This window comes from Mycobacterium pinniadriaticum (genome assembly GCF_026242045.1).
Lineage (GTDB): Bacteria > Actinomycetota > Actinomycetes > Mycobacteriales > Mycobacteriaceae > Mycobacterium > Mycobacterium pinniadriaticum.
The window spans coordinates 74,028-86,308 of sequence record NZ_JAPJDO010000018.1; the positions used below are offsets into that span (position 1 = coordinate 74,028).

General features: G+C 65.7%; 13 protein-coding genes. 4 read left to right on the plus strand and 9 right to left on the minus strand.

Annotated elements, in window-relative coordinates; translation table 11 throughout:
• Positions 1-4: 4 nt before the first annotated feature.
• The gene (locus tag ORI27_RS19590) at positions 5-1,132 is read right to left on the minus strand and encodes a sulfotransferase family protein (RefSeq protein WP_265998633.1); all 1,128 of its coding nucleotides are present in this window, start codon (positions 1,130-1,132) and stop codon (positions 5-7) included.
• A 3-nt stretch (positions 1,133-1,135) separates the two neighbouring features.
• A complete protein-coding gene (locus tag ORI27_RS19595; protein WP_265998632.1) occupies positions 1,136-2,011 on the minus strand; it encodes an SDR family NAD(P)-dependent oxidoreductase in 876 nt (291 codons plus the stop codon).
• A 120-nt stretch (positions 2,012-2,131) separates the two neighbouring features.
• On the opposite strand from ORI27_RS19595, the gene ORI27_RS19600 reads away from it, so the two are divergent.
• Positions 2,132-3,088 (plus strand): LysR family transcriptional regulator, encoded by a 957-nt coding sequence (locus ORI27_RS19600; RefSeq protein WP_265998631.1) that lies wholly within the window; start codon positions 2,132-2,134, stop codon positions 3,086-3,088.
• Between the two features lie 64 nt (positions 3,089-3,152).
• On the plus strand, positions 3,153-3,881 hold the full coding sequence (locus ORI27_RS19605; protein WP_265998630.1) for a class I SAM-dependent methyltransferase: 729 nt from the start codon (positions 3,153-3,155) through the stop codon (positions 3,879-3,881).
• On the opposite strand, the gene ORI27_RS19610 is transcribed toward ORI27_RS19605, so the two are convergent.
• From ORI27_RS19610 to ORI27_RS19635, 6 genes are read right to left on the minus strand one after another with little or no spacing between them, the layout of a single operon-like run.
• Complete coding sequence (locus tag ORI27_RS19610) at positions 3,839-5,035, minus strand: CaiB/BaiF CoA transferase family protein (protein WP_265998629.1); 1,197 nt, start codon at positions 5,033-5,035, stop codon at positions 3,839-3,841. The genes ORI27_RS19605 and ORI27_RS19610 overlap by 43 nt on opposite strands.
• A gap of 13 nt (positions 5,036-5,048) precedes the next feature.
• Positions 5,049-5,861 carry an enoyl-CoA hydratase-related protein gene (locus tag ORI27_RS19615; RefSeq protein ID WP_265998628.1) on the minus strand — a complete coding sequence of 271 codons (813 nt, stop codon included), beginning with the start codon at positions 5,859-5,861 and terminating at the stop codon, positions 5,049-5,051.
• 12 nt (positions 5,862-5,873) lie between these two features.
• Positions 5,874-7,142, minus strand: coding sequence for an amidohydrolase family protein (locus ORI27_RS19620; RefSeq protein WP_265998627.1), 1,269 nt, complete (start codon positions 7,140-7,142; stop codon positions 5,874-5,876).
• Between the two features lie 13 nt (positions 7,143-7,155).
• Entirely contained in the window at positions 7,156-8,370 is a 1,215-nt protein-coding gene (locus ORI27_RS19625) for an amidohydrolase family protein (protein ID WP_265998626.1), read from the minus strand.
• 3 nt (positions 8,371-8,373) lie between these two features.
• A complete protein-coding gene (locus tag ORI27_RS19630) occupies positions 8,374-9,177 on the minus strand; it encodes an acetoacetate decarboxylase family protein (RefSeq protein ID WP_265998625.1) in 804 nt (267 codons plus the stop codon).
• On the minus strand, positions 9,174-10,112 hold the full coding sequence (locus ORI27_RS19635; protein WP_265998624.1) for an SDR family NAD(P)-dependent oxidoreductase: 939 nt from the start codon (positions 10,110-10,112) through the stop codon (positions 9,174-9,176). Before ORI27_RS19635 ends, ORI27_RS19630 begins: the two co-directional genes overlap by 4 nt.
• A gap of 64 nt (positions 10,113-10,176) precedes the next feature.
• Between ORI27_RS19635 and ORI27_RS19640 the strand changes: the two genes are divergently transcribed.
• Both ORI27_RS19640 and ORI27_RS19645 read left to right on the plus strand, forming a co-directional pair.
• A complete protein-coding gene (locus ORI27_RS19640; protein WP_265998623.1) occupies positions 10,177-11,055 on the plus strand; it encodes an IclR family transcriptional regulator in 879 nt (292 codons plus the stop codon).
• A 332-nt stretch (positions 11,056-11,387) separates the two neighbouring features.
• Positions 11,388-11,738: a SpoIIAA family protein gene (locus ORI27_RS19645; RefSeq protein ID WP_265998622.1), complete on the plus strand. Its 351-nt coding sequence runs from the start codon at positions 11,388-11,390 to the stop codon at positions 11,736-11,738.
• A 79-nt stretch (positions 11,739-11,817) separates the two neighbouring features.
• On the opposite strand, the gene ORI27_RS19650 is transcribed toward ORI27_RS19645, so the two are convergent.
• Complete coding sequence (locus ORI27_RS19650) at positions 11,818-12,186, minus strand: hypothetical protein (RefSeq protein ID WP_265998621.1); 369 nt, start codon at positions 12,184-12,186, stop codon at positions 11,818-11,820.
• Positions 12,187-12,281: the final 95 nt, after the last annotated feature.

Consider the following 12,281-nt stretch of genomic DNA (forward strand, 5'->3'; position numbering starts at 1 on the left):
ACTCCTAGTGGTTCGTCCAGCGGTCGGCGTGTTCGACATAGCGCGCGAAGCGGGGCCGGACTTGCTCGAAATCGATGCCGAACGCTATCGGGTCGGCGTGTGAGCTGGGTTCGCGCTCGGCGGCCGCATGCTCCCACCAGCTGTTCATGCGCTGGGTGAATTCGTCGGTCACCGGGGCACCGAGCCAGTTGTACAAGCCGGTGACCTCGCCGATAGGGTCCTCTTGCATGGCCCGAAAGTCGATGTCGTAAAACCGGTCTTCGGCGCCGCCCGCCCGGAATTCCAGAGCACGATCCATGCCCAGCGACCAATGCTCGACGTTGAGCCGGCCGATGTAGGGCCGGTCGATGTCGTCGGTGAATGTCCCGATGATGTCGGCGTACAGGTCGGCCACCGACAGGATGACATCGGTCGGGTCACGATGCGTCATCACGTATTTGGCGTCGGGAAAAGCCGCGTCGACGGCGTCGAGCCACAGCACATGCGACGGGCATTTGAGACGCCACGCCCGGGTGGGTTCACCCCATTGAAGCAGCTTCATGACCCGCCGCTGATAGGCCATCGTCGTGGTCAGGTCAGCCTTGTCGACCAGCCACGACGCATAAGTCGGGACCTGGGCGAAGGATTGGAACAGGTGCGACTTGAAATCCAGTGCCATCAGTTCATGGCATTCCATCGGTCCGTGGGTGTCGGCGGGCACGTGGTAGCGGGTGCCGATCATTTCGCCCTTGTCCGGCGGGACGCGAGGATCAGCACCGACCACGGTCGACGGTGGCGGGCACGGTTGCGATGACTCCCAGCGCCGCAGATAGCGGACGTCCGGGTCTTGGGCCAGCAGCATGGACAAGGCGGTAGATCCGGTGCGGGGCAAGCCCAACCCGATCAGCGGGGCGGCGATGGACTCGTCGTCGATCTCCGGATGGCGGCGGTACCAGTCCTCCACCTGCAGGCGCTGCGCCAGATAGCCGGTGATACGACCGTAGATGAAAGCCTCGCCCTTGGCGTTCAGCCTCGCTTCGTCGCCGAACGAGGCCAGCAGGATGGCCAAGCCTTCTTCGAATGAGTCGGCACCGAAGTCGGTCAATCCCGTCTGTTGGACGGCTTTGTCCTTGAGCTCAGCGGCGTTGACCATCGCTCAGCCCATCCACTGCCCGCCGGCGACATCGATGGTCTGCCCGCATAGGTAGTCGGCCGCCTCAGAGGCCAGAAACGCCACCATGTTGGCCGCTTCTTCGGGGAGCGAGGCCCGGCCGAGTTGGACCTGGGTGGTGATCGCTTCCAGAATTGCTCCGCGGCCGGCGAAGTGCGCCGGGGTCTGCGGGTTGGTCAGGTACTCGACCATCTCCGGTTTGATCATGATGCCCGGGGCCACGCCGAGGACGTTGACCCCTCGCAGCGCGACCTCGTGGGCCAGGTTGCGGGTGAATCCGATGACGCCGGCCTTGCAGGCGTTGTAGACGACCAGCCCGCGCTGCTGGATGCGCCCGCCCACCGAACCGATATTGATGATCTTGCCGGAGCCCTGCGGCAGCAAGAATTCCAAGGCGGCGTGGGCGCCGTACATCATCATCGTCAGGCTGCCGAGCACGGTGTGGTCGATGTCCTGTTTCGTCATGTTCTCGAACGGGCCGCCGACCACCATGACGGGGTTGTTGACCATGATGTCCAGGCCACCCAGTTCGCCGTGTGCGATGCGGACCGCGTCATGGACCTGATCCCAATCGGACATGTCGGCCTTGACCGGGAAGGCGTTCACACCCCAGCGCTGCTCGATCTCCCCGGCTCGGCGTTCGACCTTCTCGAAGGTGCGCCCGATCAGGGCCACGTCGGCACCGAGTCCGGCCAGCCGGTTGGCGATGGCCTGTCCAAGCCCGTCCCCGCCCGCGCCGGTCACAAAGGCCTTCTTGCCCGACAGGTCCATCAGCTCGGTGACGCGTTTGTCGATGATGTGGCGCGGCAGACTGTCGAGATTCAATGCGGCGATGGCCGCAGCGTCATCCTGAACCGTCATTGACTGTCCTCTCGCCGTCCTCCGCCTGCCGACGATATGAGCCGTAGCGGTCGCGCGGGTAATACCGATTACGGGGTTCAGTCATGCCGATTCTCGATGGCTGGTATACCTCTGAGCACGATGGACACGCATCGACTGAAGTACTTCCTGCGGATCGCAGAAGAGGGATCGATCACCCGCGCAGCGGGTGTGCTGGGGATTGCCCAACCCGCGTTGAGCCGGCAACTCCAGTTGCTGGAAGACGATCTCGGCATTGCACTATTTCGGCGGACGCGTCGCGGCGTGGAGCTGACCGAGGCAGGCGAGCGACTCCGGGCGTCGACGGCCGGCCCGTTGCGCCAACTGGAACTCGCCGTGCAGTATGCCGGGTCTCCGGTCGCGCGGCTCAACCGCAACATGCTGCTCGGCCTGCTGGAGACATCGGTCGATGTTCTGGCCGCACCGCTGCTCGCCAGCCTGACCGCCGTGTTCCCGAACGCCACGTTCTCGGTGGCCACCGGCAGCACCGAGCAGCTGGTCGAGGCGATGCTCAAGGGTGTGGTGGACGCGGCGTTGATCAACCCGGTGCCCGACGAACGGGTGTTCTACCGCGAGCTGCTGGCCGAGGATCTGGTTCTGGTGGGCGGTCCCGAGTCGAACCTCGACCCCGACCGGCCGGTCAGGTTCGTCGACGCCATCGCGACGCCGCTGGTGATTCCGCGTTCGTCGGCAGGGATCGGCACGCTGCTGCAGAATGCGGCGCTACGGGCCAAAGTCACGGTCAGTCACCGCATTACGACGGATTCGGTGGCGGCGATGAAGAGCCTCATCGAAGCGGGGGTGGTGTTCGGGATCCTTCCGCTGTCGGCGTGCCGGCGGGATGTCGACAGCGGCCGAATGCGGTTCGCACCGCTGCGCGAACCCGTGTTGACTCAGCGCATCGGGGTGGCCGCAACGTCTCAGCTTGAGCTGCCGCGCGAGGTCATGGTGAAAGTGGGGACCACCATCCGCGACGAGGTGGCGACACTGGTCAAGTCCGGACGCTGGCCGGCCGAGTTGACACCTGCAGGCGCCTGGAATCCGGCACTGAGCGACTAACGCTCTGCCCTACAACCGATCGAGAACACCCGGCCGCGCACCCCGGCGACGTAACATTTTCCGGGTGAGTTTTGTCGTCCCACCCGAAGACTATGCCCGTTTCATGGGCCGCTACGCCGAACCCCTCGCCACGGTTTTCGCGCGATTCGCGGGAGTCGGCGCCGGCGACAAGGTGCTCGACGTCGGCTGTGGAACAGGTGCGCTGACGGCCCACCTGCTGTCGATCGGAGCCGACGTCACGGCGATCGACCCGTCACCGCCCTTTATCGAGGCACTTGCAAAGCGTTTACCCGATGTCGAGGCCCGCCTCGGCACTGCAGAGGAATTACCCTACAGCGCAGCAACATTCGACGCCGCAGTTGCGCAGTTGGTCGTGCACTTCATGCCGGACCCCGTGGCGGGCCTGCGGCAGATGGCGCGCGTGACCCGCCCCGGCGGGGTCGTAGCGGCATGCGTGTGGGACGGCGCGACCGGCGCCCTGGCACCGTTCTGGGATGCGGTACGAGTGATCGACCCAGATGCCCAGGGCGAAGCATTCTTGTCCGGAGCGTCCGAGGGCCACCTCACCGAAATCTTCGAAGGTGCCGGTCTGCGGGACTCGAACACATCACCGACGCCATCGTGGGCTGGCTGCCAACGCCATAACGGCTCAGATGGGCATGCTCACCCGCCTACCGTCGGCAGCTTGTACGCGAACGACTCAAGTTCGCCTCGGCCGGACTGCTGGCCGGCAGCCCCGACTAGCGCTGATCACCCCGCGACGACCCGGGCCCGCCGCAGCTCGTCTTCCTGATCCGAACGACCCAGCTGACCCAGCACATGGGTGGTGTGCTGACCCAAAGCTGGTGCAGGCCCGGCTAATCGAGCCGTCGTGACATCGAACAGAGCAGGATGCCGGGGGATCCGGGTGCGCCCGACGACCGGATCGTCGGCCTCCTCGAACAGCTCCATCTCGATGGCGTGCGGATCGTTGGGCAGTTCGTGCGGCGGGACGATCATCGCGTAGGGCACATCCTCGGCCTCGAACCGTGCGGTGGCCTGGTCGACGGTGAGCGTCGCCGCACCGGCGTAACACGACTCCATCACCTCCGCCATCAACGGTCGGTTCTGGTTGCGAAGGTCCGCGGTCGCAAGCCGCGGATCATCGGCACCCGCCGCGTCCAGTGCGCGGCACATTCCGGTGAAATCGGAGTCCGAGATCGGTGTCACCACGCCCCAGCCGTCGAGGAATCGGAAGGGCTTGAAACCAGAGGTGAAGCTCGACGGCTGTGAGCCATCGGCATCGAGCAGAACCTCATTGCCCGCGGCATCGGTCCACAGAAACGAGACGACCGCGTCGACCATCGAGACGTGCACATGTTGTCCGCCGCGTCCCCGAGCACGCGCGAACAGTGCGGCGGTAACCGCTTGGCTGGCATACAGGGCGGTGACCTTGTCGGCGAGCACCTGCTGCAGGAAGATCGGCTCCCCGACGCCCGGTGAGGCCTGGCTCGACGCGACACCACCGTAGGCCTGAATCACCGTGTCGTAGGCGCTTCGATCGCGGTAGGGCCCTACCTCGCCAAAACCGGTCAGCGACAAATAGACAACGTCGGGGTTGACCTGGACCACGTCGTCGTACCCGACGCCGAGGCGTTCTGCCACGCCAGGTCGGAAGTTTTGAATCACGACGTCGGCGCGGGCGGCCAATTCGAGCGCGATCTCCCGGCCGACGTCGGTCCGGATGTCCACCGCGATCGACTGTTTGCCGCGATTGCAGACCCGGAAGACCGCACTCAACCCGTTCACGCTGGGGCCGATCCATCGCATGATGTCGCCGATGTCGGGACGCTCCACCTTGACGACGTCAGCGCCCTGATCGGCGAAGAGCGCACCGATGTACGGGCCGGTGAGCGCAATCGACAACTCCAGTACCCGAATACCGCTCAGCGGCCCGCTATGTTCCATATCAGCCTTCCGATCATCGTCCGGTGAATCGCGGAGGGCGCTTGGCGCTGAACGCCGCAAGGCCCTCCTTGGCATCACCGGAGCGCATCACCTCGACAACAAACCGCTGCTCGATCTGCCGGGCGTCCGCCTCGTCGAGCCATCCGCTCGCAATGATCGATGCCTTCGCATTGCGCACCGCGAGCGGGCCGTTGGCGCATACTTTGGCCGCGATCTCTCGGGCCTTCTCCAGCGACTGGCCGGTAGGAACGACGTGCCCGACCAAACCGAAGTGGTACGCCTCCGCGGCGCTCAACGGTTCACCAGTCAAGATCATCTCCATGGCCTTGGTGTAGGGAATCTGGCGCTTCAGGCGAACCGTCGAACCGGCGCCGGCGATCAGCCCCCACTTCGCTTCGGGCAGGCCGAATACCGCGTGTTCCTCGGCGATACGAATGTCGGTCTGTTGCAGCATTTCACAGCCGCCACCCAAGCAAGCTCCGTTGACGGCGGCGATCAGCGGCTTGGCCAGCGTACGGGTCAGCAACAGTCCGTCGGTGATGATGCTGCCCGCGGATTTACGTTCCGGTGCGGGCGCCTTGCCGGAGGATCCCCGCACCATCCAGCCGTCGGCGAGGTCCCCGCCGACACAGTACGACGAGCCCTCCCCGGTAAGAATTGCGGCGCGGATGCCATCGTCGCCGTCGATCTCGTCCCACGCTTCGGCCATCAACGTGATCATCGAGGGAGTCAGCGCATTTCGCCGCTGCGGATTGTTCATAGTCAGCACGACCACGCCGTCGTCACGCTCGACTTTCAGGTGTGGCTCATCGGCCGAATTCGTCACGATCGTGCTATATCAGTTCTCGACCAGCTCGGGAATGGGCTCCGCTTCCGTCAACCAATGCCGCCCGGCCTCGCGGGCTGCGGCCCACTTGGGGATGCTCACCGCATCGTCCTGGCCCAGGTCTTCAGGCGTCGGACCGATCCGTTCGACGAGCGGCGCCAGCGCCTTCTGGTCGAAGTTGTAGATCTCGGCCGCAGCCAGGCCCAGTATCTGCCGGGTCTCGTCGATGGGGATGTCCCAGAAGGTGTGGCGCAGCCATTTGCGGGTGTTCGGCCAGGTTCCTTCCGGATGTGGGTAGTCGTTGCCCCACAGCATGTTCGGGACACCGATCTCGTAACGGCGGGCCAGTTCGCGGCGCTCGGTGGTGGTGGCTCCGATGAAGCAGTTGCGGTCGAAGTACGCCGAGGGCGGCATCGTGAGATCGCCTTCGAGCAATTTGCTCATCTTCTTCGCGGAGTGCTCACGCAGGAAGCGGGTGTCCATCAGCCACAGCAGGTCGTTGGCCCAGTACGCGCCGCACTCAGTGGCACCCCAGCGCAGCTTGGGAAAGCGCTCGAACACGCCGGCCCACAAGGCGAACCACAGCGGTCTGGCTCCCCACCACCGCACCTCGGTGGTGTAGATGCCCAGGTGCGGTCCATACTCTTCACTCGGGGCGGGCCCGACGTGGGTGTGCACCGGCATGTTCAGGTCCTGGCAGGCGGCCCAGACCTTGTCGTAGCGACGATCGTGGTAGGGCGGATAGTCACCCCACAGCACCGGAATCATGATCCCACCTCGCAGCCCGGACTCGGCCGCGCGCTTGATCTCGGCGACCGCCGCGTCGACATCGGCCAGGATCGGGATGACGGCGACCCCGGCCCGGCGCTCCGGGCTGTGGCCGCACAGCTCGGCCAGCCACCGGTTGTGCGCCCGCGCCCCGGCCATGGCGCGGCCAGGGTCAAGGCTGGCCGACTGTCCGAGGCCCGCGCCGAACGGGGCGCCCGCGACCCCGGTCACCGCGTCGGCGTCGGGGAAGATGACCTCGCCGGCCACACCGTCGCCGTCGAGCTCCTTATCTCGTTGTGCGACATCCCATCCACCGGCGATGCCTTCGCCGTTCTCCGAGAACCACTCTTGTGCGAATTCCTCGTCGATGAATCCGCCGGCTTGTGCTGCGGCGATCTTCTCGGCGAGGTAGACCTCGAAGTCCTCGCGGTATTCGGGGTCGACGTACTCGCGGTACTGCTCGGTCGGGAGCTCGGCGTGGGTGTCTGCGGAGATGATCAGGTACGGATCCATTGCGGGCCTTTCGCTACCAGGTACGGATCGGGTCGGGTTCGAATACGGTGCTGCTGGCGCCCGCGGGCACGGCGGCCAGCGGCTCGGCGACCTCAGCCACCGTCGGGCCGATGCGGTCGACCAACGGTTTGAGAGCCGCCAGATCGAAGTCGTAGACGGTGGCCGCGTTTCCGCCCAGCATGGCCGCGACTTCCACAGGTGGCACACCGGAGAACGTGTAGCGCAACGCTTCTCGGGTGAAGGTTCCGGTTCCCTCGAGGTGGGGGTAGTCACTTCCCCACATGATGCGGTCGACGCCGATGTCGTGGCGCTCGGCGCACTCGACGGGTCGCATGAAACTGGCGCCGACGTAGCACTGGCGCGCCCAGTACTCGCTGGGTTTGAGGTGCAAGGAGCCGGCGGTTGGACCGGCGAAGCGGGCGATCGCCGAGCCGGCCCGCGCGTAGCGGGCCGCGGCGACGTCGAGTGAATCGAGGGTCGCCGGGATCCACCCGGCACCCTGCTCGGTGAGGACCACGGTGAGGTCGGGGTGGCGATCCATCGCGCCGCTGAAGATCAGGTGCCACAACGCCCGGTGCGCGAACCAGTGCGTCTCGTACACCCATATCGCGAACGAGCTACCCCACCCGTCGAGCGGGCTCGGTCCGGCGTTGCCGCCGTGGTGGTTGACCACAATGCCGGCCTCGGCGCAGGCCGCCCACAGCGGCTCCCAGTGTTCAGCGTAGAGTTGCGGGATGGCCGCCCCGGGCGGGATCCCGGGCAGCAGAACACCGCCGCGCAGACCAAGTTTGGCGATCCGCGCCACCTCGGTGACAGCTTCGTCCAGGTCTTGGAGCATGACCTGTCCCACCCCGGCGCGGCGCTGCGGTGACAGCGAGCAGAAGTCGGCCAGCCAGCGATTGTGCGCACGCAGACCAGCCCAGCGCAGCTCGAGCTCCCGGGCGGTCTCCGGGGGCGTCGCCGCCAGGCTCGACGACGGGAAGAACGGCGGAATGGTGTTGGGGTAGATGACCTCTCCGGCGATACCCTCTTGATCCAGATCCGCGTTGCGCCGGTCGCTGTCCCAGTTGCGTTCGGCATCGGCATCGGCGAGGTCGGCGAACGGGTTGACGTAAGTGGCTGCCCAGCTGTCGAATTCGTCCCTGAACTCAGGATCGAGGTAGTCGCGGTAGTCGAGCAGGTCGGCACCGGCGTGACAATCCGCCGAGATGACGGTGTAGCGGTCCATGCGCTAGACCCGGGTTGGTTCCGGCCTGGGCGCGGCGAGCAATGCGACGTCGTCGTAGCGCTGGTGCACGTAGGGCAGCAGCCACTCCTGCGGCACCTGCCGCGCGATGCGTCCCACCTGGACGGTGCGTCGACGACACCAGGTGACCGACCGGACCTCACGGACGACGATGTCGGCCACCGGATCCAGCGGTGACTCCCCCAATTCGAGGGTGCCCTCGATGTTCTCCAGCAGCTCGTAGTGCCGGTGGTATTCGCCGTACACGAGGTGGGGGTCGGTGATGCCGTCGCCGTCGGGGGCGCGCAGGAACTTGAAGTAGAACTCGGTGTTGACCTGGTCGGGCGGCAGCTCCAATTCCCCCGTGACACGACCGGCCACGCTGATGAGCGGATACCCCAGTCGGGCAACCGTGGCGGTGACTCTGTCTGCGTCACGCTCGACGGCGATCTCGGCCAGTTTCTTGGGCTCGCCGAAGGTTTCGCGCCCGCCGGTGACGGACTGCTCGGTGGACTGCGGCATGAACAGGGGATAGTCCCCCTCACGGTCGCCGTCCCGGGCGGTCACCGAGAACACCGCTGAACCGAATGGCGGCCTGCCTTCGATCTGGACCCGCTGCAACTGGATCCGGACCAGGGGTTCGGCCGCGGGCTGCAGCGGCTTGGGCAGCACGACGGCAACGATCTCCGGGTCGGTGAGGTAGGTGACGGTGACGGCCTCGGTGGCGATCGGCGCCTTGGTGGCGTCGATCTCATGGTCGACGCGCGCCTCGGGCGGGCGAGGTCCGTAGCGAATGACGTTGGTGCTCAAGACTTTCCTCCTCCGGTTTCCGACGTGTTCTCGGCGTGTTTGCCGAGGACGTCGACCAAATAGTCGGGCTCGCCCCGGGACAGGATCGACGCCGCCTTGCTGCTCACCACCTGATCCGACGGCGCGGGCGGGCCCATCATCCAGAAACTGTTCGCCCGGATTCCCTCAATGACCTGTTCGGCAACGGTTTCGAGCGGCGTGAATTCGACATGGACGCCTGCGGATTCGAAGCGGCCCAGGACCCGTTCGAGGGTCTGGTCGGGTGTGCGACGGTCCTGGGTCGCGGCGTACCGGGTCGGTCGATGGCGCCACGATTCCCAGATGCCGGTGTTCAAGAAGCCGCTGGGAAACAGGACGTGGGCGCGCACCCCGGATCCCGTCATCTCCAGGTGCGTGTAGAGGCTCTCGGTCAGACACAGCACCGCGGCCTTGGTCATCGGGTAGACGGCCGTAGCCGGCCCGCCCATCGCGCCCCGGGCGATCGGCGCGAACCCGCCGTTGCCCGAGCAGGTGTTGACCACGTGTCCCTCACCCTGCTCCAGCAGGATCGGCACGAAGGCCTTGATCCCGTGGATGACGCCGAGCACGTTGACGTCGATCCCCCAGCGCCAGTCGGCGAGGTCGTGTTCCCACATGTAGCCCTCGGAGACCCCGCCGGTGCCGGCGTTGTTGCACACGACATGCACGGCGCCGAAGCGATCGAGCGCCTCCTTCGCCAGCGATTCGACCGAGGAGTAGTCGGTGACATCGGTGACCACCCCGAGCGCCTCGATGCCGTCGTCGGCGAGTGCCCTGGTGGCCTGGTCCAGGGATTCGGCCAGGACGTCGGCGAGCACCACCTTCATCCCGGCCTGACCGAAACGCCTGCCCATTGCGCGGCCGATCCCCCCGGCTCCCCCGGTGACGACGGCCACTTTGCCTTCAAGGTCGTTCATTGTGGCCATCGTCACATGGTCGCTTATCACACCGCAAGCAGTCGCAATATGCGACCATCAGTCGATGGCTGCTCGACCGTCGCCACAGACCGAACGGGTGGTGAACCTGTTCGAGCATCTAGCGGGTGACGGGAGCCGCGGCGTGACGTTGGCCGAGGTGTCTCGGTATTTGGGCGTCCACAAAGCCAGTTGCCACTCGATGCTCTCGGAACTGCTCCGGGCCGGGTGGCTGCTGCGCGATCCGGTTCGCAAGACCTATCACCTCGGCCCCGCGCTGGTTCGTCTCGGACGCGAAGCGGCCGACCGCTACCCGGCGCTGGTGCTGGCACGCTCGGCGATGGCCGAGCTGTCGGCAGCGACCGGCGCCCACTGCGTCGCGTTCTCGGTGGACGACGATCATTCGACCGTCGTCGACCAGGTTCGAAGCAGCCACGGCGGCGGTCACCCGATGCCGATCGGGACCCAGTTCCCGCACCGCCCGCCTTACGGAGCCTCGACCGTCGCGTGGAGTCACCCGGAGGTTCGGGAGCGCTGGCTGAGCACGCTGCCCGAGGACGTCCGCGATCGGTACCGACACGCGATCGCCAATGCCACGCAGCGTGGTTACGCGGTAGGGCTTCATCTGCTGCCGGATCTGCGCCTACAGGAACTGGCGTTGATCGTGCGCAGCGCGGAGGTCCGCTCTACCCGGCTGAGTCAACTGGCCCAGGAGTTGACCGACGAACTGATCCACCAGGAGGAGTGGTTCCCGGCCAGCCTCGAGCCCAAGGGAACCTACACGGTGAGCCACATCGACTCCCCGATCCTCGGGCCGGATTCTCGAATGTCACTGATGCTCAGCCTCGTTCCCAGTGCAGAGCCGATGAGCGGCGCAGACATCACCCGGATGGGTGAACAGCTCGCCGCGGTCACCCGCCGACTCAGCGGCGCTTTGGCGGTATAACTCCTGTGCGTCAGCGGCGGCGCCGTGAATACGGAAGTAGTAGTCGGCGTGGCCAGCGGGTCGCTCGTAGCGAAACCACCCCAGCACGAGGCGCTGTTCGCGGTACGGCCGATCACCCATTCTGCAGCGACTCCACCGAAACCGCACCCGCCGCCTCGGACGTAGACCCCGATCTCGGGGCCGACGGCGGCGGTGCTCGATCCAGCAAAGGTGTTGTGCTGCAAATGCGTTTGACGACAACGTTCGGCCGGGTTGTTCGAGCGCCGTTCGCGCCTGATCGATCTACACGTATGTGTAGTTTGTGTGGAGGGTGAACTGTTGAGGAGGTCGTTGTGATCGAGAAAATGTCCCGCAGTCATGACAACGTTGTTGGATTCCGGGTCAGCGGGGATGTCACCCGTGCGGACTATGACATCCTCGGACCTGACGTTCAGACCATCGTCGATGCATCGGGATCAGTGCGGGTCCTGCTGGACATGAGCGAATTCCACTGGGAGAAGGTCGAGGCCTGGGGCGCGGACCTTCGGTTCGGCAAGAAATACCACCGCTCGATCGAGCGAATGGCCCTAGTCGGTCACCACCAGTGGGAGAAGTGGCTAACCCGGCTCGCTGAGCCGTTCTATGCCCAAGAGGCCCGGTATTTCGACGACGTCGACCAGGCCTGGGACTGGCTGGATTCCTAGGTAGCTGTCAGGCTCCCGGCACCAGCGGCCTGGTCGCGCCGTCTCCTGCCCGGTGGCTGTCACTTGCGTCATGCTCAGCTCAGGTGACCCGAGTCCAAGGCTGACAGTTGTGCGACTCGAAGGCCTTCACCGTCGAATTGATGTTGGCGTTCATCGGACCGATGGACATGTTCGTGGCGACCACATGGTCCTTGTTCGAGTCAGGTGTGCTGTAGGTGAACCAGACGCACATCGAGTCCTGGGTCGGCACGTCGTTGATCCAGATCCCGAAGGGCGATGCCGACCCGCCGGTGTTGTAGAGGCCCGGCGCGATATCGGGTCCGACGAGAAAGAATCCCTCCCCGGGGATCGGGTCCAGCGGGTCGGCGTTGGCCGGCACCCCGCACACGATCGCGGCCGCACAGGCCATGAGCCCGGCCGCCGGGTAACGCAGATCCGTGAGGGGCATACGTCCCGCTCCCTGTCCCCGATTCCCTTCGAGCGTATTCCTTCGGCCCGGCTCGCACGCACGGTATTCGGGTCTCGAATGCAGTCACCTGCGCG

Bases quoted from the DNA above. Each gene is read 5' to 3' on its own strand.
- ORI27_RS19590 (WP_265998633.1), bottom strand. From the start codon at position 1,132: ATGGTCAACGCCGCTGAGCTCAAGGACAAAGCCGTCCAACAGACGGGA.
- ORI27_RS19595 (WP_265998632.1), bottom strand. From the start codon at position 2,011: ATGACGGTTCAGGATGACGCTGCGGCCATCGCCGCATTGAATCTCGAC.
- ORI27_RS19600 (WP_265998631.1), top strand. From the start codon at position 2,132: ATGGACACGCATCGACTGAAGTACTTCCTGCGGATCGCAGAAGAGGGA.
- ORI27_RS19610 (WP_265998629.1), bottom strand. From the start codon at position 5,035: ATGGAACATAGCGGGCCGCTGAGCGGTATTCGGGTACTGGAGTTGTCG.
- ORI27_RS19620 (WP_265998627.1), bottom strand. From the start codon at position 7,142: ATGGATCCGTACCTGATCATCTCCGCAGACACCCACGCCGAGCTCCCG.
- ORI27_RS19625 (WP_265998626.1), bottom strand. From the start codon at position 8,370: ATGGACCGCTACACCGTCATCTCGGCGGATTGTCACGCCGGTGCCGAC.
- ORI27_RS19635 (WP_265998624.1), bottom strand. From the start codon at position 10,112: ATGAACGACCTTGAAGGCAAAGTGGCCGTCGTCACCGGGGGAGCCGGG.
- ORI27_RS19640 (WP_265998623.1), top strand. From the start codon at position 10,177: ATGGCTGCTCGACCGTCGCCACAGACCGAACGGGTGGTGAACCTGTTC.
- ORI27_RS19650 (WP_265998621.1), bottom strand. From the start codon at position 12,186: ATGCCCCTCACGGATCTGCGTTACCCGGCGGCCGGGCTCATGGCCTGT.